The organism is Paenibacillus sp. FSL F4-0122, from assembly GCF_038002845.1.
Lineage (GTDB): Bacteria > Bacillota > Bacilli > Paenibacillales > Paenibacillaceae > Paenibacillus_AQ > Paenibacillus_AQ odorifer.
This window is the reverse complement of sequence record NZ_JBBODI010000001.1, coordinates 3031835-3057427: the sequence shown is the minus strand read 5'-3', so window position 1 is coordinate 3057427 and position 25593 is coordinate 3031835. Positions and strand designations below refer to the sequence as shown.

The window sequence follows — 25593 nt, the reverse complement described above, 5'->3', positions numbered from 1 at the left end:
GTGAGATCAACGTGTACGTTAGTATAACACCAGTACCCCAAATCCTTCCAGAAGCACCTCGCCCGAGAATGTTGTGCCGCTCAGTAAATCTGTTTTGGTCTCATGAAGATGGATCGTGACAGGAGTCTCACTATAATTAAGCAAAAAAGCATAACTGGAAGAAGCTCCGGTACGGACTTGCAGCTCTACCTCTTCTGGGAGCTCCAGCCAATTTGCTGGCGATTGTAGATCAATTAATTTTATGAAATCAGCCGCTGCCTGTTCGTTAAATACGGCTCCGTAATACCAAACCTCACCCTTGCCGCGACGATTTCTAGTTACCGCCGGTTTTCCCGCATAATAATCAGAGGCGTAAACCGCCATCACTTCAACCGAAGCTTCCTCTATTTTAAGAATATCATTAAAGTCATCTGCTCCTGTAACGACTTCGGTCGCGCCCGACCAGCTAATTGTTGTTGGCTGACGACTGCCCTTAACCATTGTGAATTCTTCAACTGTGATCCCGCATAGATCCTTAGCAGCACCTGGGAAAGGACGCATATAACATTGACCGCGCTCATCCTTATAGCCAGTTCTACAGCCGAAGATCAGTTTGCCGCCTTGTTGAACATATTCATCCAGCAGAGACGCTGTCTCATCTGTCATAATCGCTGGGTGAGGATAGATAAGCACGTCGTACCTTGCAAGCTCCTCCAGCGTTGTTTTTTTGCGCAGATAGAGCACGTCATTCGGGATATGCTTCCGCTGAAGAGCCTTGTACCACTCCTTATTGCTCTTCCACATAAACGGGCCATGCCAAACATCGTATTCTCCATCCCACTCATTGTCATAATCACGAACAATAGCAACGTTAGCCTGATTATGAGTACCGATAAACGCTTGACCTGCTGCTGCCAGCTCCTGACCGATCTGCCCCGCTTCCCGCACTCTCCGGTTAGGCTGATTATGATAGTCATTGATTCCATGCCAATAAATTTCATTGCCCATCGTAGCTGTCCGCCAGCGGAAATATAACACCATATCTGCCCCATGAGCGATCGACTGATAAGTCCATAACCGCATCTGCCCGGGCTTTGGAGAAGGCATATCCATCCGGTTCACCCAGCCACCCGGGCCTGACTGCTGCTCCATAATGCAGAAATTCGGGGATATCGAACGAACAACAGATAATGACAGTCCCCAGCCTCTATCATTCAGCGGATTCCGCTCATTCGGGTCATAAAAAATAGTAGAGAACTGAGGATAAGAATCATAGCTGAAGAAATCCAGCAGTTCATCCGTCATTTCATGGCTATCGAGATGCCCGAACAGACCGTTCGTGGTTACCCATTGCTTAGGGGCAAGTTTACGAATGATATCCGCTTGGTTTTTGGCAAAAGAAATTGTATTGTCCGAAATAAACCGTTTTTCATCCAATGCCTGATGAGGATTGGGCTGCTTCGGTACTGGAGTCGGACGTGGGAGATAGACCTGAGACCAGTCACTATAGCTTTGATTCCAAAAAACAGCTCCCCATGCCTCGTTCAAATGCTCAAGCGTAACATATTTCTGCTGTAGCCATTCCCGGAAGGCCTTATGGTCACTCTCCGAATAAAATTCACTGATCTCACAGTTGAGTTCATTATCAATTTGCCAGCCAACTACACCCGGATGATTGCCGTAATGTTCAGCCATTTGTTCTGCAATACGTGCACACAGTTCCCGGTATTTAGGACTGCTGTAATTATAATGACGGCGCATGCCATGCTGAAGTGTAACACCTTCGTAGGTTACATTTAATACTTCTGGATACTTATCAGTCAACCAAGCTGGAGGCGTTGCCGTCGGAGTACCAAGTACAACCTGAAGACCATATTTATGTGCTAGATCAATCGCCCGATCAAAGAGCCCGAACTGAAACTCCCCTTCTATGGGTTCAAAAATAGACCAAGCAAACTCCCCCATCCGAATGATCGTAAAGCCGAGTTCACGCATCCGGCGATAATCGTCCTCCCACATGTTTTCTGGCCAGTGCTCCGGATAATAACAAACGCCAAGCTCGAATTTTTCAGTTGCGACAGGTTTCTTCATCATTACCTCCAAAGTATTAAAAATATGCTTTCAATATTTTATAATTCTATTGTAGTATCAATGATAAGAGATCTTATATAACAAAATATTGCTATCATATAACAATCTTGCGTTTATTGCCTTAATCCAACTTGCGCTCTGTTGCGCTACAGAAATGGGTGCTGCCAAACATGAAGAAACAATGGTATTTGCCGACACCGGCTTTTTCAAAATATGTCTGTTATCCTGAATTTTTGGGACATTACACTCACTTTCCACAACATACAGAGAGAAGAAGCGAAGGGTTTCTGGGGAGTTATAACCTGCATTTGATTTTTGGTGGGGAGGGTTATGTATTCCATGAGGGCGAACGTATTCCGATGAGTAGAGGACGAGGTTTTCTGTACCCAAAAGGGGCTTATCAGCAATACGGCTCTGACCCAGGCGAGCCTTGGGATGTCCGATGGGTTCATTTTAATATTGAAATCGTCCTCCCCTTATTAGAAGAAGTGGACCAGTCTCGTGCATACCTGTTCACTTTTGATTTGGATGCTAAGCTGGACGAGCTATTCGAGGAAATGTACCTACTGAGCGCTTCCTACGTGACCCGTAGCGAGCCAAGACTATCTGCTCTGCTGTATGAGCTTCTAGTTAAATTGCTGCAGAACTCCGAGCCGCTTCACGGCTCAGTACCGCACGAGGTTAGGCAGTCCATCCGGAGTGCTGCAGATATCATTCATGTCGAATGTGCCAGCCCTTGGTCTCTGGAATCGATGGCAAGATTGACCGGGTACAGCAGCTATCATTTTCTAAGGCTGTTCCGGGTGGTTATGGGCAAAACTCCAAACCGTTATTTAATCGATTGTCGGCTGGCTAAAGCCAAGCTTTTACTGGTTTCCACAGGACTCTCCATTGCTCAGGTTGCGACTCAGTCCGGTTTTGCCCAGTCCAGCTATTTCATTAAAGTGTTCAGAAGGTTTGAAGGCATGTCTCCTGTGAAATACCGGCAGGCTTTTGGGGCGTAGACGATCTTCCTTCAGTCCGTAGAGATTCAATCTTAGTCTCTTGGACTTATCACCCTTAAAGATCATCCTTAAGAGAAATTTCACTCTCAATATCTAAACTTATTGTTTCGGAATGAATCTCCCCTTCATTATCATTCCATGTAATAGATAAAGTGGTGTTTTCATAATTTTGTCTATTTTTATTTAATTCGTCATACGAATACGGACCTGTTATAGACCCGATATCAGTGTTACTTAATATTGAAACGGGTCCATCCGTTGACCTAGCTTCATTTACAAGAACTGTTTCATCCTTATTATTAGTGTTTTTTTCATTGACTTCATACTTATAATAGCTACTATTCACTAAAGCGCTTGGGTCTCCCTTGAACACTAACTTCCCATGTCCCCGTAAAATTTTGCTAGATGAAATTATTATTTTGTAATCTAAAACATCCCATGTATCCCCTGTACCCTTAAGCGTATATACTTGAACACCAGTGTTTAAATTAGTTTCGAACTCTTTATTGAAATATAAATAACTCCATATCGCATTCGAAATAATAACCACAGCTACAAGCACTAGGATTAGTTTTTTCATATCTGCTCCTTTATAAATACTCCCCAGCCATTATTTATATCTTAAATTCCATTCTTTTGACCAATTCGGAAATGCTTCTCCGGTCAATTCTTCGAGTGTTTTTCCATCAATGGTGTAAACCCAGCCCATATGTAATTCATCGAAATCAGGAAAACTATAGCCTCCTATCACTTCATCGTCTGCTTCTAGCAGAAAAATCAGGGTTTGTTTTTTTGTATCCTTCTCATTATCTAAGGGGTGGTTTTTAACGATTAACTTACTTGTAGTTATTTCCTTACCTATATAATCGATTGGATCAACACTTTGAACACTCCAATATTGTATGTATGGCATTTCCGTCAGCAGTTTTTTATCTAATAAATATTCAGAAACAATTCCTTCATTACTAATGATCAGATAGCCCATATCGGTAATAAATTGTTCAGCTTTGCTATATTCTTTTTTTGAATTATCGCTAATTTCCTCATCACTACATCCCAATAAAAAGATTAAGAATAACGGAACTATGATTGTCCTTAATTTTTTCATAGGTTCTCTCCTTGCATTGTTTATTATCTCCGCGATAGCCCCATAGATTAATCTTGTTGTATGAATTTAGTATCATCAAACTCTTTAGCGTCTTATAGGCTCTCCATTCCACGCTGCTCTTCTAATTGTTATACCGTCTGACTTCATAAAATAAGTTTTAAACTGACCCTAGAAATTGAAACAGCGACAGCAATGGACGAGAAAATAAAATCCTAGACTTTCGCTGTTTCATTGAACTAAAGTTCCCCATTAACATAATATTCCTTAACTTATTTGCTTTCTTAATCAGGATTCGTTATATATTGTTAACAATAGACATCTGCCAAATATTATACATTGATTCAAGAGCCTAACTTATTATTCTGCCAACTTTTTTCTTATTTTTCTCCAAAAGCCGTCATTCCTCCGATTAATATGCTTTTCATTGTAGATCAGCAGACTATAGGAGGACAACAAAGTAGATGTTCGAATAATTACATATGTGCCTATAGCAATCAAAATGACGCAAATAGGATAATAAGGGATTAACACGCCTTTGGAGATCCCCTTTCTCTCTAGCAAAAAGCCCATTCCACCTACCGCCAACATGCCAGCACCCACAATGATCACAGCTGCGTACCTACTCTTCAATCTATTCAAACGTTCTGTTAATTGCTTCACATAACCTTGATCCAGCATAAGAGCCTCTTTATCCAGCACATGGTACCTTTCCTCGTCTTTCAGTATGGCGGACACAAGAACAACGACACCCGCTGCCGCCAACAAAATGATAATAAGAAAAGAATAAATGACTTGTTCCTTCCGAAGCATCAAATACGGCAAAAAAGACATAATTAGAAGGCACACACCTGTCGCAATGCGATTGGATGACTTTCGCTGATGAATCAAATACCCTTCCGCCATCTCTTGGCTGACATAATACCCACGCTCTTCAACGCCGCCCTTTACCTCGCCCTCCTTTAGCAAATAATCAATGGACACCTCGAACAGGTTTCCAATCATTAGCAATTTTTCGGTTTCGGGGTACCCCTGTCCGTTTTCCCACTTGCTGACTGCCTGTCTGGTTGTGCACAGTTTTTCGGCCAGCACTTCCTGGGAATAACCTTTTTCTTTTCTAAGTTGCAACAATTTTTCACTGAAAGACATTTGCTTGCTCTCCTTTGCTATATCTTGCCTTAATTATAGAAAAACAATGGAGTCTATGCTATATGATTGAGGTTGCGTTTACGACACTTGCAGTTGCAAATGCGTAATACATTTTCTTCTGACATCTAGAATCGCAGCAATACCCTGACCTCTTAAACGTTTCCGCGTTCAGGAATACTAGTGGCTTAGAGCGTTCCAGCACCGAGTCATAGTCTTAGCCTCCTAGGATTGTCTCCGCATAACAGGTTGAACTAACGTGTATAAATTCGCTTTCAACATTCCATCCACCTTCCAAAATATTGAATATTTTGTGCTGAGAATTCAAATAAAAAAGACAAATCACGTATTAAAGTGACTTGTCCTACGGTGCTTCCACATATAAATTTGCTTAAAATGAATTGAACGCTAAATAATACGTTTTATTTCCGCCAAAAAGTTGAACAGTCTGCCTTATCCAAAATATTAAACTCGATCATTTTTTCAAGTAATGAGAAATCAACTGGACTTTCCCACCGGATGCGTAACAACTGCTTGGTGTGATCATAACCTGCCTGCACAATTTCATCAGAAAAACGATTAATTCCTGCAATTTCAGGGGCAACCGCCAAATGATGTTTGGATACACTAAAGCCAATAATAAAAGTATCGTGATCGGTAAACATAGGCTGATTCCACGCAACTTTTGGCTTTAAATCAGTGAATTTTCTGGCTACCCAAGTCAAAACTTCTTCCATTCTTTCCCGATGTTGCGGGTTATCAATTTGCGCTAAATATTCTGCAAATACTTCCATGTCATTCTCTCCTAAAAAAATATTTTCAAATGGTCTAATTGATGTTACGTCACTCCAATTACATTCTCTTAGCATAATAATTAAACAGGAAGATTCCTAAGGAGATTTGAAAAACAAAAACACCACATAACACAGTGACTACAGTTTGATCTACTCCCATTAAACTAAATACAACAGTTAGAGCCATTAGGATGTAAAAGTTAACAATATTAGTTTTCCAACCGGCTTTTTCTCTTATTCTTATTTTCCGTTCGTCATTAGCCTCAATTTTACTCATTCTAACTTTCTCATCATTTTTTACTTTGTTCTGAGGCTTATTAAGCCATAACGAATACCCCATATTTCCTACTCCAAGCACTGCAAGGACTGAACCCACACCAATGAGCAAACCGGAAATTCCTTTTAGCTTCTCGTCAGTTAAAATAAATCCACCCATATAAACCATAATAGCACCTGCAATTGTTAAGAGCACCCATTTACTTGCCGTTTTCATTACCCAGCTCCTCCTCGTAAATGAAAATATCTTCAATACTCATTTCAAAAAATCGCGCAATCTTAAATGCAAGAATGATGGATGGGTTATACCGGCCATTTTCAAGTGAACCAATCGTTTGCCTGGATACTTCCAATTTATCCGCTAGTTCTTCTTGTTTAATACCTTTTTCTTTTCTAATCTCTTCAAGCCTGTTTTTCAATATCTTACCTCCTGAAGCAATTATGGAAAGTTAACTTTCCGTAAGAATAACACATTGAAGTGTGTATGTAAAGCTAACTTTCCATCAGCTGAAATTGATTGCAATTTAACCCGTGATCTTTATAGGTGTAATGATTTAGGGCACGCCTTGTTGATACTACATCTGTAGAATTGGGCATGAAAAAACGCCACCCGCTAACTCCCTAATAGGAGTACGGGGTGACGTTGAGTGTTTTACGGGCGAAAACTTATGAAAGAAAAGTTCAGTTAGCTTAGCCTGCCTCAAGAATATACCCTCCGAAAGTTTGCCTTTTTAATAAAAAAGTCCCGATGATTATTCACATCATCGGGACTAACGTGTCATTGTCAGCAGAAAATAAAATATTAGACTGTCTCTGTTTCATTGAACAAAAGTCTCCTGTTAGCTTAAACGACATTACGCACCGAGTTTAGCCTTGCAGGGTTGTCTGCTAATTACGGTTCACCGAAAATCCTTAGCAGACCAAGCAGAGCGGCGTAGATATGATTTAATAAGATGTCGGCAGCTTCTTCGACTATACTTTCAAATTCTTCTCTTACTGACTATGATTTATTAAATGAGCAATTTCTTTAACTCTCTCCATTGTAATTCCTTCTCTTTGTTCAACTGCAAGTTGATGATTCGTTTGTTCTAATTCTATTAACGGAACAGCACCAACCTCTTGTGTATGCACCATTGTCTTTAACGATAATGTAGTTATTGGATATATTGAAAGTTCAGTCGATAACCAACCAAAATAAGGTTCTTCCGTCTCCCTTCCTAATACGTGCAATAATTCATTAGACTTCAGAAAGTTTTCTTCACTAAGAGAAACCCACACACTCCATATAAATTTCTCTTTGCTATCAATTATTGGTATTTCAATATGTCCTCTAATAAAGAAATGCTGTTCATCAATTACACAAAAATCTCTAATTAATTCTGTTCTTTTCTCTTCTGGTACAGTGTAAAAATAATATGGTGCTTCACTTCCGTAACATAAAGGAAGTTCACTTAATTCGTTGTTACAGTGAGGGCATTTCATGTTTTCTGCTCCTTATAGTTTCTCGCCGATTTCTTATAACGTCTTATTTGGGAACTTTGTGATAATTCCATCTGTTGAGTATTCGCGAAATTACTTAGTTATCCTGCCCTTTTAATTCAATAAAAACGGCAGCTGATCCTCTGATCGGCTGCCTTCTTGTTGCGATTAAACTATCGTGACCCATTAGTTTAATCATATCAACTCTGAGTATAAACATTGGTGTAGCTCCATCCTCTGTATTAAAGCCAATTTTATTATAGAAATTCACTGCATGAGGATAAGAAATTAATACTTTTGTTTTACACCCTTTATATCTATCAAGCATTATATTCATCATTTCCTTACCTATACCAATACCTATACTCTGATAACTCGGATTAATAAGCATATAATGAAAATATACCGTTAAAACACCATCTGACAAAGCATTTATTAAACCGACAAGCTTTCCTCCTTCCCAAGCGGTAACAATTGAATGAGACCCTCCGATTGCTTGTAAAAGCTCGTTTGGATACTTGCCAGACTCCCATTCTACCGAAAGAAATAACTCTTGGAGTGCATCCTTAGTGATATCCTCTTAGCTTGGAGCGTAATAAATACTCACCCCTATACCTTCCTTTCATAAAACTAACTACGGCACAACATCTGTTTTAAACTCCCATATTTCGATGGTTTTGCAATCCTTACGAAGCCATAAAATAATACCAACAAAGAAATTTCGGATTTATCAAAGTGAATAATCACTTTATTTACCTCAATATACTATTAAAAAATATGTATAGAAAATGGATTAACTGAAGTGGAATTTGTATTTATTCACATTAGAGAATTCATGATAATACTTTTTTCACTTAAGCATACAAATCCTAAGAGGCATATAGCGTTAATCTGCCAGTTAGCTAAATAGATAACATTGAACTATAGTTAAATATTTAGCTAATCGGCGAAGTATAACGTTCTTGTCCTCAGCCTGGGGCAAGAAACGTGATTGCTTAATCAAAAAAAAGCCGCTAAATTAGCTACTTTTAATCAAACGATTTTCTCTTCCTAAACCTTTCCTTTGTTTTTAATCTAACATGTGCTTTTCTTAATGAACAGTTGTATCTGATAATCCCACTGCAATATTCCAGTCACAATAATGTTATGAAGAACAAAATCTGGACACACATCGTATTCCGTCTTTGCCCTTTCAAGTAAATTTTGTAATACAGCATTCTTATTCTCTTCGGTACAGTTTGCACACAGATAGTCCCCTTCTGGTAGCACAGTTAACCCCTCTAAAGACGGATATTTCAAGCAAACAGCAAATAACCGTGTTATTCCTTCAGTCGTAAACATTCCCGCCATATCTTCAAACAGAAATTGTGAATGCAGAGAAGTCTCAATTTGTTGATAGAAATGTCTGTGATAGTCCCATAAATTCTTAAGTGTGGGGCTTTCCATTTTATTCGAAAACATAATTACCCTTTCCTCTATGTGTCTGACAAAGTAATTTTCACTTTGACTATAATCGTTGTGGAACTTATTTTCATAATGTAGATAAGCACGTTTAATTTTCGATTTTGCATACTGCAGACGAGCAATTTTATCGTCTGCTCTTTTTTCTGCCTGTTTTAGAAATTCAATTACTTTAGAGAGATCATTCTGCTGCAATATATCTTTAATATCCATTAAAGTAAGATCCATTGCTTTGAGCAGTTCAATGGTTTGCAGCTTTACGAGCTCCTGCTCGGAATAGTATCGATATCCCGACAATTCATCTTTATGGCATGGCTTGACTAACCCAATACGATCATAGTGCCGCAAGGTCTCACTGGTCATCTCTACGATTTCTGCTGCTTGCTTAATTGTAAAATAGTTGTTCATATCTACCCTCTTGACCTTTTTGTAACACAAAAGTTTATGATGATTAAAACATATGCGACTGATAAACGCAACGAAATACAAAAATGATCCGATCCAACTCTTGCAACATATTTGGGTAGACTTTTTCAAGATCATTATGTTTAGCTCTAATGCTTAGTTGCATATCGCAATTTTTTTTGCAGAGCAGCTTAGGATTGGTATTCGTAGGACTGGCATTAAAAAGAAAAATGATTTAACAAAGGAGCATTTTATAATGAAAAGTACTGCAAAAAAATTACTAACTACTATAGGCATATTGGTGACACTATTGATATCATTGGCAGGATGCTCCTCCTACTCCACTTCCATGGAGGAAAAAAATTACATCATCCCTGCCCAAAAGATTGATACTTTAACAATTGATGTAAAGGACAAAAAAATAACTATCCTCCAATCTAAAGATGAACAAATTCATATTGTTTACTATGAAAGTGAGAAAGATTTTTACAAGATTGATCTATCTGATGATAAAGAACTATCAATGGTAAGTGACAGTAATAAGGAATGGAACGACTATATCGGAGGAAAAGGCTCGCAAGTAACCAGAACTATTCAGGTATGGATACCTGACGCAACTTTAAAAAATTTGACTTTAAAAACATCAAATGAAAGTATTGTATTACCAACAATCGCGTTTTTGGGGACAGTGGAAGTAAACATAAATAACGGAAATATCCAATTGGACAAATTGAATGCAGGGGCGGCTATAACCCTTGAAACAAAAAACGGAAATATTAGCGGTTCAATTCTAGGGTCATATGATGATTTCGCGATCTTAAGCAAGGTAAAGAAAGGAGATAGCAATTTGCCTGCCAATAAAGAGAATGGTTCAAAAAAATTATCTGCTTATACAAATAACGGAAATATTAACTTGCAATTTTCTGAGTAGCCAGTAGTTAAATATTAGATCGTATGAAGTCAGATACAATATTGAAAGGGATAACCCCTGTTTCACTTTTGAAACTTCTGGCCTACCTCTTCGACTATTCCACCGGCCTATGACCGATACAATATCCCTCCCTCTTGTAATGGAAAATCACCTTGATAAAGTTGTTAATCCGACCCGTAAATCGATTATCTTATGATGTACCCGAGGGCCAAAATTAAGCTTGATCGTGAATTCCATCAAAATAAGGTATAAGCCGCATTACAGCGGCTTATACCTTCATGATTTTATTTGACTGTTTTGAACCATCCTTTGGAACTGAATGTATCCGATGCATATAAAAAGTACTACTAACGATATAATTTAAATAATACCGTATATTGGATATTCAAACTATCCTGCCAGTTAGCTTAATGAAGCATCTCAGTCTAATACTTTATTTTCTTTTGACAACAACTATACTTTTATATCACCAAACCTACTCCACAGTAACACTCTTCGCCAAGTTACGTGGTTTATCCACATCATGACCCAGCGCAAGAGAAGCATAATAAGACAATAATTGCAGAGGCACTACGGACAAAGCTGCTGTCAGCATTGGAAGTGTCTTTGGAATCACGAACACTTGATCAACTGATCTAAGCAGGTCAGTCAAATGCTCTTGGTGAGTGATTGCCAGCACGTCTGCGCCACGAGCTTTCACTTCTTTGATGTTGCTGACGGTCTTCTCAAGTACAGCTTCCTGAGTTGCCAGGGCAATAACTGGAACACCTTCTTCGATCAGAGCCAATGTACCGTGTTTCAATTCACCTGCAGCATAAGCTTCGGAGTGAATATAAGAGATTTCTTTCAGCTTCAAAGATCCTTCTTGAGCAACAGCGTAGTCTACGCCGCGGCCGATGAAGAACAAGTTTTTGTGCTCAGAAATTTGTTCAGCATAACCTTTGATCGCTTCTTTTTGAGCTAGGATCTCTTCCACTTGCTCTGGCAGAGATTGCATAGCTGCAAGAATCTTAGTAACTTGTGCTTCGGTTTGTGTTCCACGAACTTCAGCCAAGTAAAGAGCAAACAATCCAAATGCGATCAATTGTGAAGTGTAAGCTTTGGTCGAAGCTACTGCAATTTCCGGACCCGCCAAGGTTACCAACACATCGTTTGCTTCCCGAGCAATAGAGCTGCCCACTACGTTAGTGATCGCCAATACGTGTGCCCCGTTAGCTTGCGCTTCACGCAGAGCTGCCAAAGTATCTGCAGTCTCACCGGATTGGCTGACTACGATAACCAAAGTTTCTGGAGTCACGATTGGGGAACGGTAACGATATTCCGAAGCGATATCATTTTCTACTGGAATACGAACCAAAGATTCGATCATAGTACGTCCTACCACACCTGCGTTGTATGCTGTTCCGCAAGCAACGACTTGAATGTTACGGATGTTCTTGATTTGTTCTTCAGTCATGTTCAATTCAGGCAATACAACCTTGTTGCCTTCCGCATTGATGCGACCACGCATTGTGTCGCGGTAAGCCTTAGGTTGCTCGTGTATTTCTTTCAACATGAAATGCTCGTAGCCGCCTTTTTCTGCGGTAACTGCATCCCAATCGACAGTAATCATTTCCCGAGAAATAAAATTGCCTTCAATCGTCATCAATTCGACAGCATCTCTTGTCAGCACAGCCATTTCGCCGTCATTCAAAATATATACGTTACGGGTATATTCAAGCAGTGCAGGAATATCTGACCCGATAAAGTTTTCTCCTTCGCCAAGACCGATAATGAGCGGGCTAGCTTGACGAACAGCCACCAGTTTATCTGGTTCATATTCAGTCAGGACGCCTAATGCAAACGCACCGCGCATGAACGTAATCGCTTTTTGTACAGCCTTCACGATATCCCCGTCATATTCGCGAGCAATCAGATGTGAAATAACTTCTGTATCTGTTTCAGAGACAAAGTGGCATCCGCCAGCGATCAGCTCTTCTTTCAGATCCAGATAGTTTTCGACAATACCGTTGTGAACTACCGAGAACTTCATGCTGTTATCCGTATGTGGATGTGAGTTCTCATCGGATGGTTTACCGTGAGTTGCCCAGCGTGTGTGTCCGATACCTGCGCTACCTGCCAGCGGGCTGTCTTGGAGCTTCGACTGCAGATTCGCCAAACGGCCTTGAGCTTTCACTACTTGCAGTCCTTCTTGGGTAAATACAGCAATACCAGCGGAATCATATCCACGATATTCCAATTTCTTCAAGCCCTCAACCAAGATCCCCTGCGAATTCTGATTACCAATATATCCTACAATACCACACATTATAATTTCCCCCGTCCGAGTTATCGTAATGTGGCGGCATAAGGAAAGAAACGTGCCGTGCGGCATGTTTTTGAGAAAAAGCAAATATTCTGTTGTATTTTAGGATCAACAAAATAAACTGTCACTTACATTCTAATGTTCATGAAATGCACAGCCTTCTCCTCTGCCGTGGCAGAAATAACGTGTTTCCTTCTGATGCGCGCACACATGAATAATATAATTTGTTGCACCCATGAAAACGTTGTGTGAAAGGTCGCCCTTTCATTTTCCGTATCCATTTACGGCTCTGGTGCATCACCGGGAGGTCCCCGCCGAACATTTCGAACACCTCCACCTCGTCAGCTTACGTCTGCCGTGATCCGTTCAAGCCATAGCCTACATAACAAGTAAGCAGCTTTCCCTTCTCTCCCGCGCTAGACCAAGCTCTGGCGCTTGCTATTGCTAACCTCACAATCCCCGCTTTCCTTCTAGAATGACACTTAATCTATTATATGCACCTTGTAGTACTTTGGCAATGGCGCACCAACCTAAATTTTACAAAACCAGTTCAAACGATCCAATCCTAAAATAAAATAACACTGGTGCAACGAATCCGAATCGCTCTCGCTCACTGCACCAGCCTTATAGTTAAGGTAATGGATTATACCAATTCGCGTTGAACTACTTCCACAATTTGATTCACATAAAGATCCAGATCTGCCTTATCCGGTCCCTCTGCCATAACGCGGATTAGAGATTCCGTACCTGACGGACGTACAAGCACACGGCCATTGTCGCCTAGCTTGCCTTCTACTTCAGCGATAGCCGCTTCTATAGCTACGTTATTAGGGTAATTAGTCTTATCCTGTACACGAACATTAACCAGCACCTGCGGGTATTTAGTCATCATACTCTTAACTTCGCTAAGCTGTTTGCCTGTAGCCTTAAGTGTGTCTACCAGCTGAATAGCTGTAAGAATACCATCACCAGTAGTATTGTAATCCAGGAAAATAACATGTCCAGACTGTTCTCCACCTAGATTAAAGCCTCCACGACGCATTTCTTCCATAACATAACGATCCCCTACAGCTGTCTTAGCGGTATTCAGGGATAATTTCTCGGTAGCTTTATAAAATCCGATGTTACTCATAACGGTTGATACAATCGTGCTATCCTTCAGCTTACCTGCACGGTTCATCGCATCGCCACAAATACAAAGGATAAAGTCACCATCGACTTCATCACCATTATTATCAATAGCGATCAAGCGGTCTGCATCTCCGTCAAAAGCAAGTCCCAAATCAGCTCCATGACGTAAGACTTCTTCACGCAAAGTCTCTGGATGTGTCGAACCAAATCCATCATTAATATTCAATCCATCTGGCTCAGCCCCGATAGAGATCACCTCAGCGCCAAGCTCTCTGAACAGTCTTGGAGCAAGCTCATACGCTGCGCCATGCGCACAGTCCAGTACAACCTTGATTCCCTTAAAGTCCTGAGAAATGGTAGTTTTCAAATACTCCAGATAAAGATACTTAGCGTCATTATCTACGGTAACCATACCTAAACCTGAACCGATAGGACGAGGCAATTCATCTACCTCCGCATCCATAAGCTCTTCAATTTGCAGTTCGGTTTCATCTGTTAGCTTGAAGCCATCCCCACCAAAGAACTTAATGCCGTTATCCTCTACCGGATTGTGAGAAGCTGAGATCATGACGCCTGCGTCTGCTTTTAACAATCTCGTAATATAGGCAACAGCAGGTGTACTAACTACGCCTATACGGATTACATCAGCTCCAATAGACAATAAGCCCGCAATCAGCGCGGATTCCAATAAAGGACCGGAAATACGTGTATCCATTCCGATAACAACCTTCGGTTTATCCAAGTTACCCGCTAGTACATATCCTCCACAACGGCCAATGCTATAAGCCATTTCTGCAGTCAATTCACGGTTTGCTACTCCCCGCACACCGTCTGTTCCAAAATACTTCCCCATTATTTTTCTCCTTTGAATACGCTACGTTAGCTTAATGTACTATCATATGATTTGCATACTATTTTGGTGTACCTCTGGGCTCAAAAGATTACGTCCCGCCCGTACCTACAGGATTTTCGGAATTCGTACTTGTGTTAGCTGTGCCGTTATTCTCCGGATTGGTATCCGTTGGTACAGGCGTTGGTGTTGCTCCAGCCTCTCCGCTATGAGTGGGCTTCTCCGTAGGTTCCTCATCACCTATAACAGGTTCAGAACTTGGCTCAGGAGTAGTAGTTACCCCCCCCGTATCTGGATGAGGTGTAGGAACTGGCGCTGCAGGTGATAACAGCTGCACGGTCACAGTAAGAGGCACCCCTGAATTGGCTAGTGCGATAAACTGGGGCAGCGATACCCGCAAAGAAACCTCGTGAGTTCCAGCCGAAAGACCGCTAACATCAGCCACAACCCCTATATCTTTCTTATCAAGTTGATCTAGTAAAGCAGGCGCACCCTTTAAGGTAAGCGCTATTTCCTTGCTTGAAGGATTAACAATACTTCCTTCCAGATCATCCCCCACACCCTGAAGCTTGACAGGTACCGCCTCAATCGTCCGCTCAGCAATTTCTGAGATGGTTAATGAAACATTCACAGCTTCGGGCATGACTTTCTCCGTTCCAGCCGGAGGCTTCAAATCGACCTTTACTTGTTTCGTTCCAGCAGAATCTATTGCACTAAGGTTAACAGTGGCTTCATAGGCTGATAAAGCTGCCAAAGCCTCTGCTTGTCCATACACTACGACTGCTTCCTGCTCAGGTGTCAATTTGGATAATACGAGAGAATCCGAAAGTTTTCCAGTAAAGCCAATCTCCAGCGGCAAACTCTTAAACGGTAAGGTAATCGGCAATTCCACGGATACAGTAGAAGGCTCAATTACAGCATTTTTAATTTCATTTCCATCCTTATCATAAGCGTGTAGCTTCAATTTTTTCTCTTTAAATGTCTCATTTTCACCGTTAAGCTCAATGGTTCCTTGTATCTTAGCTACCTTGCTCAGTTCATTATCAGCAAGTGTGACTTCGACAGTATCTGTAGGCTGCAGGACCGGGGTGCCTATTTGGTAGCCCTCTGCAGGTTTCCCCTTCGTAACCAAGGATATGGGAAAAGACTTTGTATTCCGTGATTCTACATGTACGGTAACCTCTTTAGGATTCATTCTTACCAGGGATACACCTTTTGGCAGTTTATAATAAAGTGGCAACGTGGTATCTCCAGGTTCGACCTTAGTCAGATCAAGCATTACTTTATAGTCATCCGAGAACTGAAAGGAGATATCGGAATTTTTACCCGCTACCTCCAGACTCACACTGTCGACAGCCAAAGGTTCAAGGACATATTTATCCTCGTCAAGGCCGGTCACTTCAATCTTCACATTCTCAATAGTTTTTGTTTTAATATCCACTGTTGTCTGTCCAGAAGGCGCAGTATCGACATGAACCATCGTAAACAAAATGATCCCGAACACAAGGGCCAGAATCTTATTGAAATTGTTATTGTTCATCCACTTATCCATGGTTCTTGTCCCCCTTCCGTTTCCAGAAAGTTGAACCCTTCTCCTTCAGCGATGAACTTACACTAAGCTCTTGATGGAGCTTCGATATCATGGATTCTTCCTTAATGTCTCTCACGATCTGGCCATTAATTGCAAGGGAAATCTGCCCTGTCTCCTCTGAGACAATGACAGACACCGAGTCCGCAACCTCACTTATTCCTATAGCAGCGCGATGACGGGTTCCCAGTTCTTTGCTGATAAAAGGATTCTCGGACAAAGGCAAGTAACAAGCAGCCGCAGCAATCTGATTTCCCTGCATAATAAGGGCTCCGTCATGCAGAGGTGTATTGGGAATGAAGATGTTAATGAGTAATTCGGAGCTGACCAGGGAACGCATGGGTATACCTGACTCTGTATATTCGTTTAGCCCTGTCTCCCGCTCAAAAACGATTAACGCCCCTATTTTTCTGCGAGATAAATAATTCACGGCTTTAATCACTTCGCCGATTAACTTACTGATCTCTTCGTCACTTTCTCCAGCCCGTCCGAAAAATCTGCCCCGTCCAAGCTGCTCCAGTCCCCTTCGTAGTTCCGGCTGAAAAATGATAAAGACAGCTAGGACCCCGAAAGTAAACATTTGATTCATTAGCCATTTAAGTGTATACAAGTCCAAGATTGTGCTTACCGCCCAAATCAAGACCAGAACCAATATCCCTTTTAAAAGCTGAATCGCCCGCGTCCCGCGTACCATATTAAGCACTTTATAAATAATGTAACTGACGATTAGGATATCAATTATATCTTTAATGGAATCTTTCCATGTTAGCTCAGTAAAATAACTCATTGCCTAAAACCCCCGTCATTTCAAATTAGCTGGGTTTATGTAAAATGTCTGTTAGCTCTGTATCATATCTAGGTTATAACGTTCGGGCTTCAGTTGCAAGTTTAGTCCCTCAATCCTTTCCGAAACCACCCAATTTAAGGAAACAAAAAAGCGCCATCTTTCCGGAAAAAGAGGCGCTAATTAATATTCCTGCTCAAGGTAACCACTGCCCGCATTAACGGTAGGCAACTTCAGAGAACATGTTCGTCACTTTATACCAGAACCAGCTTACTGCCTGGTCTATGCTTTTGACTTGCCCAGAAATATGAGCTGTTGAAGCCTGATATAGAGATCCGTCAATGACTGTCACGTTGCCGTTCACTTCTCCATATACCTGTGCTTTACCGTTCTCTATGGTAAGGTCTCCGGTAATTATTTTGCCGGAAGGTACAATTACAGTATCCCCTTTGATGACCACTTGATCCAAATCAACACCTCTAACTACAAGTTGTCTGTCTGGACTCCAAAAAGTTACGGTGCTCATCAGCATAACGACAAGGAATAGAGATGCCGCTGTAAGTGCAGGGTGTCTCTTGATCCAGGTAATAAAGGCTTTTTCTTTCTTAGTCTTTGGCAATGAACTCATTATCCGGCTCACAAGATCATCTGAAGCTACAGGATTCTGATGCATTAGGGAGAACATCAACATATCTGTCTGTTCCAATTCTTTAAACTTTGCACGGCAATCTGGACAGGATAGAAGATGCTCCTTCAATTCCCTCTGCTGCTGTTCGGGCAAGTCGTCATCCAAGTAGTCATGCATCATAGAGACGGCCAGTTTGCATTCCATAGGAGCCAATCCTTTCATGAGTGCTATTTAATTATCCTAAGACAAAGGGTCAGGACACATAAGACTTGCTTAACTTACATACGTCGCTCTCGAAAAGATGTTTCATAAAAAAAATCTATTTTTACATTTTCGGGCCTAATTTTTTACGCAAAAATTCACGGCCTCGGTGTACACGCGTCTTAATCGTGGTCACGGGCATATCCAGGACATCACTAATCTCCTGAAGTGACAGATCCTGCAGGTACCTCAGAATCATCACCGACCTGTATTTCACAGGCAGACTGTCAATCGCCTCATAGATTAGCCCCTGCGTCTCAGAGAGCAATAGTTCGGTCTCAGGTGTCACATTATCGCTCGGAATCAACGAGTAGCCATCAAGGCCCTCCTGATCGTTCATTTCAGCATCCAGCGAATAGGTTGGTTTTCGTTTACGCAATCTATCAATACAGAGGTTCGTTCCAATCCGGTAAATCCATGTGGAGAACTTCTGTTTATCATCATAACGATCCAAATTCCTATACACACGCAAAAAGGTCTCCTGAACAATATCCTCCGCCTCATGGCGATTGTTCAACATCCTGTAAGCTAAATGATATATTTTGTCTTTATATAGTTCCACAAGCTCGGCAAATGCCCTTTGGTCGCCCTTCAAGGCGAGCTTTGTCAATCTGCCTTCCAAATTCTCCACCTGTTAACTCCCCCAGACTTGCCGCCCTTGGTATTTCTTCGCAAATATCCACGGTACAAGCAATTAAATCGTAATTCAAGTTTGTGTAAAAATCAAGGATTGTATTGTAACCTTCTATGTAAACTGAGTTAAAAACTGGACAACTTGGTATAGGCGATTAAGTGCGGCTCCGAGAAATATTTGGACTTCCGGTCGCTGTTATCCTCACATTTTCTGATTATAAACCGCATATAGCGGTCGAAATCTGAGGATAAAGGCGAACGCTGGCGCTCCTACAGTTCCAAATATTCTCTACGCTGCTCCATCACCGAAGTAATAAGTGCCACGTTATTTACCTCCGATTACATCTCGGTTACTTGGGTAGGGTAATAAAAAAAATATCGGGTTTGACTCTCCAATATTTAGGCACAAGTAAAGTTCACAGCAGCAATATACAGTTTATGATCACAACAACTTGTATTAGGCAAAAAAAGTCCGCCCCAAATAGGGCGGACTTTTTGTTGTTAAGACTATATCAGCCGGTATTCCGAAGACCGGCGGCAATGCCGTTGATGGTAAGCAATACTTCGCGAAGCAGTTCGCTATCATCTCCATCGATTTCACGGAGCGCTCTAAGCTCGGATAGCAATTGAACCTGCAGGTAGCTAAGCGGATCAACGTATGGATTACGGAGTCTGATCGACTCTTGAATCACAGGAACGTTATCCAGAATATCCTGCTGGCCTGTAATCTTCAGGATCAGCTCAGAGGTCAGATTAAATTCATCTTCAATCTGGCCGAAGATCCGTTGACGTGCTTCCTCGTTCTTGCCCATGCTGGCGTATTCCTTAGCAATAATCAAGTCCGCTTTTGAAATAGCCATTTGCAGCGTATCTATCAGTGTAGTAAAGAATGAGAAGTTCTCATACATATGTTGCATTATCTTCAGATTCTCTTCCTTACCCTCATAGAAACTCTGCAGTCCGGTTCCAGCAGCGTACCAGGCTGGGAGCAAATAACGGCTTTGTGTCCATGCAAATACCCAAGGAATTGCACGCAGATCTTCAAAACGGTCGCTGTTCTTCCGCTTGGAAGGACGGGAACCGATATTAAGCTCTCCAACCTCAGGCAGAGGTGTTGATTCTTTGAAATAAGTCAGGAAATCCGGATCACGGAAGATCAAATCCTGATATTTGTTCAGCGAGACCTCAGAAATCCGGGCAACAATCTCTTCCCATTTCTCTTCATAAAGATCCGCTTGTGGCACTCTCGCACTAATTGCTGCTGTTACAAGCGCAGATGTTGCTTGCTCCAGACTGCGGTAAGCAATCCCCTGCATGGAGTAACGGGAGGAGATTACTTCTCCCTGCTCGGTAATCTTAATCCCGCCGCCAATTGTCGAAGCTGGCTGAGCAAGAATACTGCGGTTAAGCGGCATACCCCCGCGGCCGAGCGCTCCACCACGACCATGGAAGAACTTTAGCTTGATTCCGAACTGATCGGCTGTCGCTGTAATTTCTTTTAGGGCAACACGCAGTTCCCAGTTAGCAGTAACCACGCCGCCATCTTTATTACTATCTGAATATCCAAGCATGATTTCCTGCAAATCATTCATTGCTCTTACCGCATCACGGTAGATCGGCATACTGAGCAGTGTGTGCATAATTTGCGGTGCTTCATGCAAATCATCAATCGTTTCAAAAAGTGGCACAGCTTGCAGGGTACATACAACTGTACCGTCGTTATCCTTGCGGAATAGTCCTACCTCTTTGGCGAAGACCATAACCTCCAGAATGTCGCTTGCAGCTTCCGCCATACTGATCAGATAACTGGTGATACATTGTTTGCCGTACTCTTCCTGCGATGCGAAGATCGTCCGGTAAACCGCCAGACACTCCTCTGTACTTTCAGTGTAAGTCTGGTAAGAAGAGGTCAACGGACGTGGATCATTCAGCAATTTCTCCAGCAGATCAATCTTCTCGATCTCCGTCAACTTAGAGTAATCCGGCGAAATGTTCATCTTCGCCAAAATTTCTGTCATGGCATTCTCATGTTCTTGGCTGTGTTGACGCACGTCAAGAGTTGCCGTATGGAATCCGAACAGCTCCACTTGGCGGATTAGCTTTTTAATATAGGTATCGGCCACATAGTCGGCATAGTGATGTCGTAGACTGCGGTCAATGACATTCAAATCATCTATGAACTCCTCAGGTGTAGCATAACGCTCAGGAGTATCTTTTTTCTCATCATCCAAAACATTTTGTGTCTTAGAGATCATGTAGCTAAGTTTAATTCGGTAAGGTTCGTTGTCATTGCGCCATTCTTCCATCTTGCCTAGGTTAATGATCTCACGATCAGCTTCGATGGATTCTACTAGCTCAGGCGTCACTTTAACAATACTTGTGCTAAAGCTTAGATATTTCATGAGTTCACGCATAATACGCTGATATTCACGAATGGCCAGCTTACGCTGCATGCGTAAAGTCTGCGCAGTGACTGTTGAGGTTACCGAAGGGTTACCATCACGGTCTCCGCCAATCCATGATCCAAAACGCAAGTAGGTTGGCACATGCCAATTCTGTCCTGGATAGTATTTGCTCAGACAGCGTTCAAGCTCTTGATACACATCCGGCAATACATGGAAAATAGTCTCATGGAAATAGTACATTCCATTGCGCACTTCATCGAGTACTGTTGGCTTGCGGTCACGTAGCTCATCCGTTTGCCAAAGCGTAATCACTTCATTCAATAGCTTCTCGCGAAGCTGTTCACGTTCACGGAAAGTTAGAGTAGGGTTATCAAGACCCATAACATCATCGGATATCCGTTTATGAATATCGAGAATCGCACGGCGCATGGCTTCCGTTGGATGTGCCGTCATTACAAGTTCCAGAGACAATCCTTCAATAATCTCGTTGACTTCCTCATGAGAGAAATCACGTTCACGAAGCTCTTGAATAGCGCTTTCTATAGAACCGGGTTGAACTGTCTCCCCAGCTGAACGTTCATAGTCACGTTTACGGCGAATCCGGTGGTTCTGTTCGGCAATATTCACCAATTGAAAATAAATGGCGAACGCTCTTATTACCTGATGACGGTTCTCCGGATCCAAAGAATTGATTAACTCCTTAAATTCACTATGCAGTTCAGGTAAAAATAGTGAGCGTAGCGATTTACTGGTCTCGCGGATCTTCTCCACGATCTCTAGCAGTTCGTTACCGCCTTGGTGAACCAAGACCTCTCCTAAAATGTTCCCCAAGAACCGTACGTCCCGTCGCAGCAGATTGTTAGAGTTGCTTTTGCTGACGGTAGTCGTAAGTTCGGTCATGCTGCTCCCCCCATTCTCTTCCGGATCAATGTGTTAAGTTTGTCTGTCTAAATATCGTCTATTAAAGCTTCCTCATATCATACAATAAAACCGTTTGAAAATCTGCAACTTTTTTGTGCTGTAAAGCGACACAGTACCTAAGATTATACACCAATTTCTGAATTTATACAGTCCTTATATTTTATGTATTCTTTCATATATATAATGGCTCTATCGTATATTCTCTATGTATGCTTATATTCGGATTGTGCGGAGCTGGTCAATGAACAGTCCAATTAAAGGAGAATAATGACGATCACGGTTATACGAATAATAAATATGTCTTTCAAAATTATAATCCGGAATGGCTCGCATTAGCAATCTTCCTCTGGCTACCTCGTCCTCCACAGCAAGTCGTGAAATAAATGAGACATGCTGTCCACTCATAAGCGATTGCTTAATCGCCTCCAGTGAATCGAGCAAAATATGCGGTTTTGATTCTTTTCCCTCTCGTTCAAACCATTTATCCGTCAAATGGCGTGTGCTTGATTCCTTGTCATGCAAAATAAAGCTCGCTGAAGCGATCATCGCCGAGTTTAAATTAGAAAATCCGGCAAAATCATGTGTAGGTGCAAAAACAAGGACAAGCTCATCTTCACATAAGGCTTGAGTATGCAGATCAGGCAGATAAAAAGATTCCGTAGACAAGATACCAAGATCAATCTCATGACTGGCAAGCATTTCTTTGATCACCGGTGAAGGTTTAACCGATAAAGAAATGGTAATCCCCGGATGTTGTTCGCCAAACAGCCCCAATATTTTTGGAAGAATATATGTAGCTGGAACATAACTGGCACCAATTTTCAGCGTCCCCCGGCCTGCCTGACTGAACTCTTTTACCACCCGCTCCGCCTCCGCAGCAAGCGCATTGATTTTGATTGCATAATGAAGAAAAGCTTTACCACTCTCCGTAAGAATCATTTTATCCATTCTGGATTCAAATAACTTCTCCCCCAATTGCTGCTCTAAATTCTTCAAATGATACGTAACGGTGGGCTGCTTTAGTCCAAGTTTATCTGCTACCGTGGTAATTTTTTTATGTTTATTCAGCAGTTCTACAATTTCCAGCTTCATTAGATTAAGGTTCATTCTCTTCCACTCCCTCGCCTTTTCCTAAACGGTAACATAGAAGAATTCTATGAATGTTAAAATAAATCGGCAAAAAAGTTAATATCACAGTTACATTCAGCAAATATAGCGGGAATTCTTTACCTTTACACTAAGAACAAGCTTAAGAACAGGCAGGTAGATAGAATGAAGGAAATTACAATCCACAGATTGGAAAAGAAATTCGGAGATGTGCATGCCTTAAAGGCTGCAGATCTGAAGATTCCCGCTGGAAGCTTTACGACATTACTCGGTCCTTCAGGTTGTGGAAAGACGACACTACTCCGTCTGATTGCTGGGCTGGAAACACCGGATGCAGGAGAAATTCTGATCGATGATGAGTTTATTTTTTCAGGCAGCAAAAGAATTAGCCACCCTATTCATCGCCGTAACTTTGGCATGGTTTTTCAAGATTTCGCCCTCTGGCCGCATCTGACTGTGTTCGAGAATGTAGCCTTCGGACTTCGAGCTTCCAAACAAAAAAAGAATTTACGGGTTCGGGTACAGGAGGCACTTCGATCGGTCAAGCTGGAGGGGTTAGAGCTGCGTTTTCCACATCAGCTGTCCGGTGGACAACAGCAGCGGGTTGCTTTTGCCAGAGCCGTAGTCATGCGCCCTCAGCTTGTATTATTCGATGAGCCATTAAGTGCGCTAGATGCGGTCTTGCGAGATGAAATGAGGCTGGAGTTAATCTCCTTGGTGAAAAACATGGGCATTACAGCCCTGTATGTGACGCATGATCAAACCGAGGCGATGTCTATGTCAGATGAAGTAGTTGTAATGCAAGGTGGCACTATTTTACAGAGTGGTTCTCCTGAGGACATTTATCGAAAACCGAGCCATCCTTTTGTAGCCCACTTTATTGGAAAATCCAACTGGATCGTTCCGGATAAACAGATGCTGCGTCCAGAACATTTACGCTGGTCTCAGGAGGATGCTTCCTTTCTTCCTTTTACAGGGACTATTCAGCATGTGAGTTATATGGGGGATCGCTATGAGATCATTCTGAACATGGAGCACAATGGGACTTGGACCGCTTATCATGATCGGCGCCTACCTGTAGGGGAAAAGATTCAGCTGTACGCTTCAGAGCACCAAATCCATCATCTGAATTAAGCGTCCACTGCATGGAATGGCTCTATATGATGCTGTTCCATGCAGCAAGATGCACACAACAATATTAGGGAGGCAATTACATTGAATCAAATGAAAAAGACAAAAGGGTTAAGTTCACTTCTTCTAACAACTGCACTTGGCATTACTCTAGTGGGCTGCGGCTCCTCGAACACCCCTGCGGCTAACGCAAGCAACAACCAAACCGATACTGCGGCGGCGACGCAAACTGAAGCCCCACAACCAACAGAAAAGACACTAAGCGGCAATCTTGTCGTTTACAGTGCAGGACCTGAAGGTTTAGCCAATAAAATCAAAGACGGCTTTGAAGCCAAAACTGGCGTTAAGGTTGAAATGTTCCAAGGCACTACAGGAAAAATACTTGCCCGCATGGAAGCAGAAAAATCCAATCCGGTCGTTGATGTTGTTGTCCTCGCCTCTCTTCCGTCCATGCAAGGAATGAAAAACGACGGATTATTACTTCCATATAAAGAGGCGGTTAATGCAGATAAGCTCGTTAGCGATTGGTCAGACACAGCAGATGGCAATTATTTTAGCTATAGCGCATCCGCACTGGGGATTGTCTACAATACTAAAAAAGTAAGCACACCTCCGACTTCATGGGATGATCTCACTAAAGCGGAATGGAAGGGTGCAGTCAATATCCCCGATCCTTCACTTTCCGGCTCGGCTCTTGATTTCATGACTGGGTATTTAAGTGCTAAGGGGGACAGTGGCTGGGATCTTTTTAAACAATATAAAAGCAATGAAGTAGCTATGGCAGGCGCCAATCAAGAGGCACTTGATCCGGTGATTACCGGTGCTAAATCCGTCGTTGCTGCTGGCGTAGATTACATGGCTTATAAAGCAAAAGCTGACGGAGAACCTGTGGATATCGTCTACCCTGCTGAAGGAACTGTAATCAGCCCTCGTCCGGCTGCGATCATTAAGACAAGCCCGAATGTAGATAACGCTAAGGCTTTTATCGACTACCTTCTATCCGATGAAGCGCAAGCCCTTGTTGCCAAAGCCTATTTGCTGCCAGGCAGAACTGACGTGAAGGCAGAAAATCGTGCCAATCTTGAAGAAATTAAAACATTTGATGTGAATTGGGAATGGATGAACGAGCACGGCGATGAAGTTTCCTCGACCTTCACACAAATTTTTAAATAAGCGTA

General features: G+C 42.0%; 22 protein-coding genes. 4 read left to right on the top strand and 18 right to left on the bottom strand.

Going from position 1 to position 25593, the window contains the following annotated elements:
- Positions 1 to 18: 18 nt before the first annotated feature.
- Positions 19 to 2070 (bottom strand): beta-galactosidase, encoded by a 2052-nt coding sequence (locus tag MHH49_RS13225; RefSeq protein WP_341138783.1) that lies wholly within the window; start codon positions 2068 to 2070, stop codon positions 19 to 21.
- 170 nt (positions 2071 to 2240) lie between these two features.
- On the opposite strand from MHH49_RS13225, the gene MHH49_RS13220 reads away from it, so the two are divergent.
- Entirely contained in the window at positions 2241 to 3074 is an 834-nt protein-coding gene (locus tag MHH49_RS13220; protein ID WP_341138193.1) for a helix-turn-helix transcriptional regulator, read from the top strand.
- A 55-nt stretch (positions 3075 to 3129) separates the two neighbouring features.
- On the opposite strand, the gene MHH49_RS13215 is transcribed toward MHH49_RS13220, so the two are convergent.
- From MHH49_RS13215 to MHH49_RS13175, 9 genes are all read right to left on the bottom strand, one after another.
- Positions 3130 to 3654, bottom strand: a complete 525-nt coding sequence (locus MHH49_RS13215; protein WP_076141929.1) for a hypothetical protein — start codon at positions 3652 to 3654, stop codon at positions 3130 to 3132.
- Positions 3655 to 3684: 30 nt separating this feature from the next.
- Positions 3685 to 4182 carry a hypothetical protein gene (locus MHH49_RS13210; protein WP_341138192.1) on the bottom strand — a complete coding sequence of 166 codons (498 nt, stop codon included), beginning with the start codon at positions 4180 to 4182 and terminating at the stop codon, positions 3685 to 3687.
- 357 nt (positions 4183 to 4539) lie between these two features.
- Positions 4540 to 5328 (bottom strand): helix-turn-helix domain-containing protein, encoded by a 789-nt coding sequence (locus tag MHH49_RS13205; RefSeq protein ID WP_076296442.1) that lies wholly within the window; start codon positions 5326 to 5328, stop codon positions 4540 to 4542.
- Between the two features lie 419 nt (positions 5329 to 5747).
- Positions 5748 to 6119 (bottom strand): iron chaperone, encoded by a 372-nt coding sequence (locus MHH49_RS13200; protein WP_076296443.1) that lies wholly within the window; start codon positions 6117 to 6119, stop codon positions 5748 to 5750.
- Positions 6120 to 6177: 58 nt separating this feature from the next.
- Positions 6178 to 6612 (bottom strand): hypothetical protein, encoded by a 435-nt coding sequence (locus MHH49_RS13195; protein WP_094902382.1) that lies wholly within the window; start codon positions 6610 to 6612, stop codon positions 6178 to 6180.
- Positions 6596 to 6814, bottom strand: coding sequence for a helix-turn-helix transcriptional regulator (locus tag MHH49_RS13190; RefSeq protein WP_036681352.1), 219 nt, complete (start codon positions 6812 to 6814; stop codon positions 6596 to 6598). The genes MHH49_RS13195 and MHH49_RS13190 overlap by 17 nt, the downstream gene beginning before the upstream one ends.
- A 574-nt stretch (positions 6815 to 7388) precedes the next feature.
- Positions 7389 to 7877 carry a DUF2199 domain-containing protein gene (locus MHH49_RS13185; protein ID WP_341138191.1) on the bottom strand — a complete coding sequence of 163 codons (489 nt, stop codon included), beginning with the start codon at positions 7875 to 7877 and terminating at the stop codon, positions 7389 to 7391.
- A 94-nt stretch (positions 7878 to 7971) separates the two neighbouring features.
- Entirely contained in the window at positions 7972 to 8448 is a 477-nt protein-coding gene (locus MHH49_RS13180; protein ID WP_341138782.1) for a GNAT family N-acetyltransferase, read from the bottom strand.
- 500 nt (positions 8449 to 8948) lie between these two features.
- Positions 8949 to 9743 (bottom strand): MerR family transcriptional regulator, encoded by a 795-nt coding sequence (locus MHH49_RS13175; RefSeq protein ID WP_341138190.1) that lies wholly within the window; start codon positions 9741 to 9743, stop codon positions 8949 to 8951.
- Between the two features lie 253 nt (positions 9744 to 9996).
- Here MHH49_RS13175 and MHH49_RS13170 point away from each other — a divergent pair, with 253 nt between their 5' ends.
- On the top strand, positions 9997 to 10671 hold the full coding sequence (locus tag MHH49_RS13170; protein ID WP_341138189.1) for a DUF4097 family beta strand repeat-containing protein: 675 nt from the start codon (positions 9997 to 9999) through the stop codon (positions 10669 to 10671).
- A 475-nt stretch (positions 10672 to 11146) separates the two neighbouring features.
- Here MHH49_RS13170 and glmS read toward each other — a convergent pair whose 3' ends face one another.
- The 8 genes from glmS to MHH49_RS13130 all read right to left on the bottom strand — a co-directional run bounded on the left by glmS (position 11147) and on the right by MHH49_RS13130 (position 23284).
- Positions 11147 to 12979, bottom strand: coding sequence for a glutamine--fructose-6-phosphate transaminase (isomerizing) (gene glmS / locus MHH49_RS13165; RefSeq protein ID WP_036681297.1), 1833 nt, complete (start codon positions 12977 to 12979; stop codon positions 11147 to 11149).
- Positions 12980 to 13619: 640 nt separating this feature from the next.
- On the bottom strand, positions 13620 to 14960 hold the full coding sequence (gene glmM, locus MHH49_RS13160; RefSeq protein WP_036681292.1) for a phosphoglucosamine mutase: 1341 nt from the start codon (positions 14958 to 14960) through the stop codon (positions 13620 to 13622).
- Between the two features lie 88 nt (positions 14961 to 15048).
- A complete protein-coding gene (locus MHH49_RS13155; protein ID WP_341138188.1) occupies positions 15049 to 16509 on the bottom strand; it encodes a CdaR family protein in 1461 nt (486 codons plus the stop codon).
- Positions 16502 to 17332, bottom strand: coding sequence for a diadenylate cyclase CdaA (cdaA, locus tag MHH49_RS13150; RefSeq protein WP_036681290.1), 831 nt, complete (start codon positions 17330 to 17332; stop codon positions 16502 to 16504). Before cdaA ends, MHH49_RS13155 begins: the two co-directional genes overlap by 8 nt.
- 214 nt (positions 17333 to 17546) lie before the next feature.
- A complete protein-coding gene (locus MHH49_RS13145) occupies positions 17547 to 18161 on the bottom strand; it encodes a zf-HC2 domain-containing protein (RefSeq protein WP_036681404.1) in 615 nt (204 codons plus the stop codon).
- A gap of 121 nt (positions 18162 to 18282) precedes the next feature.
- Positions 18283 to 18849 carry an RNA polymerase sigma factor SigW gene (gene sigW / locus MHH49_RS13140; protein WP_036681288.1) on the bottom strand — a complete coding sequence of 189 codons (567 nt, stop codon included), beginning with the start codon at positions 18847 to 18849 and terminating at the stop codon, positions 18283 to 18285.
- A 514-nt stretch (positions 18850 to 19363) separates the two neighbouring features.
- Positions 19364 to 22156: a phosphoenolpyruvate carboxylase gene (gene ppc / locus MHH49_RS13135; RefSeq protein WP_036681287.1), complete on the bottom strand. Its 2793-nt coding sequence runs from the start codon at positions 22154 to 22156 to the stop codon at positions 19364 to 19366.
- Between the two features lie 234 nt (positions 22157 to 22390).
- The gene (locus tag MHH49_RS13130) at positions 22391 to 23284 is read right to left on the bottom strand and encodes a LysR family transcriptional regulator (protein ID WP_036681285.1); all 894 of its coding nucleotides are present in this window, start codon (positions 23282 to 23284) and stop codon (positions 22391 to 22393) included.
- 165 nt (positions 23285 to 23449) lie between these two features.
- Here MHH49_RS13130 and MHH49_RS13125 point away from each other — a divergent pair, with 165 nt between their 5' ends.
- Positions 23450 to 24418, top strand: coding sequence for an ABC transporter ATP-binding protein (locus MHH49_RS13125; protein ID WP_076099886.1), 969 nt, complete (start codon positions 23450 to 23452; stop codon positions 24416 to 24418).
- A gap of 90 nt (positions 24419 to 24508) precedes the next feature.
- Positions 24509 to 25588, top strand: a complete 1080-nt coding sequence (locus MHH49_RS13120; protein ID WP_076099904.1) for an ABC transporter substrate-binding protein — start codon at positions 24509 to 24511, stop codon at positions 25586 to 25588.
- The last annotated feature ends 5 nt before the right edge of the window (positions 25589 to 25593 follow it).

Bases quoted from the DNA above. Each gene is read 5' to 3' on its own strand.
- MHH49_RS13225 (WP_341138783.1), bottom strand. From the start codon at position 2,070: ATGAAGAAACCTGTCGCAACTGAAAAATTCGAGCTTGGCGTTTGTTAT.
- MHH49_RS13220 (WP_341138193.1), top strand. From the start codon at position 2,241: ATGAAGAAACAATGGTATTTGCCGACACCGGCTTTTTCAAAATATGTC.
- MHH49_RS13215 (WP_076141929.1), bottom strand. From the start codon at position 3,654: ATGAAAAAACTAATCCTAGTGCTTGTAGCTGTGGTTATTATTTCGAAT.
- MHH49_RS13210 (WP_341138192.1), bottom strand. From the start codon at position 4,182: ATGAAAAAATTAAGGACAATCATAGTTCCGTTATTCTTAATCTTTTTA.
- MHH49_RS13205 (WP_076296442.1), bottom strand. From the start codon at position 5,328: ATGTCTTTCAGTGAAAAATTGTTGCAACTTAGAAAAGAAAAAGGTTAT.
- MHH49_RS13200 (WP_076296443.1), bottom strand. From the start codon at position 6,119: ATGGAAGTATTTGCAGAATATTTAGCGCAAATTGATAACCCGCAACAT.
- MHH49_RS13195 (WP_094902382.1), bottom strand. From the start codon at position 6,612: ATGAAAACGGCAAGTAAATGGGTGCTCTTAACAATTGCAGGTGCTATT.
- MHH49_RS13185 (WP_341138191.1), bottom strand. From the start codon at position 7,877: ATGAAATGCCCTCACTGTAACAACGAATTAAGTGAACTTCCTTTATGT.
- MHH49_RS13175 (WP_341138190.1), bottom strand. From the start codon at position 9,743: ATGAACAACTATTTTACAATTAAGCAAGCAGCAGAAATCGTAGAGATG.
- MHH49_RS13170 (WP_341138189.1), top strand. From the start codon at position 9,997: ATGAAAAGTACTGCAAAAAAATTACTAACTACTATAGGCATATTGGTG.
- glmS (WP_036681297.1), bottom strand. From the start codon at position 12,979: ATGTGTGGTATTGTAGGATATATTGGTAATCAGAATTCGCAGGGGATC.
- glmM (WP_036681292.1), bottom strand. From the start codon at position 14,960: ATGGGGAAGTATTTTGGAACAGACGGTGTGCGGGGAGTAGCAAACCGT.
- MHH49_RS13155 (WP_341138188.1), bottom strand. From the start codon at position 16,509: ATGGATAAGTGGATGAACAATAACAATTTCAATAAGATTCTGGCCCTT.
- cdaA (WP_036681290.1), bottom strand. From the start codon at position 17,332: ATGAGTTATTTTACTGAGCTAACATGGAAAGATTCCATTAAAGATATA.
- MHH49_RS13145 (WP_036681404.1), bottom strand. From the start codon at position 18,161: ATGGAATGCAAACTGGCCGTCTCTATGATGCATGACTACTTGGATGAC.
- ppc (WP_036681287.1), bottom strand. From the start codon at position 22,156: ATGACCGAACTTACGACTACCGTCAGCAAAAGCAACTCTAACAATCTG.
- MHH49_RS13130 (WP_036681285.1), bottom strand. From the start codon at position 23,284: ATGAACCTTAATCTAATGAAGCTGGAAATTGTAGAACTGCTGAATAAA.
- MHH49_RS13125 (WP_076099886.1), top strand. From the start codon at position 23,450: ATGAAGGAAATTACAATCCACAGATTGGAAAAGAAATTCGGAGATGTG.
- MHH49_RS13120 (WP_076099904.1), top strand. From the start codon at position 24,509: ATGAAAAAGACAAAAGGGTTAAGTTCACTTCTTCTAACAACTGCACTT.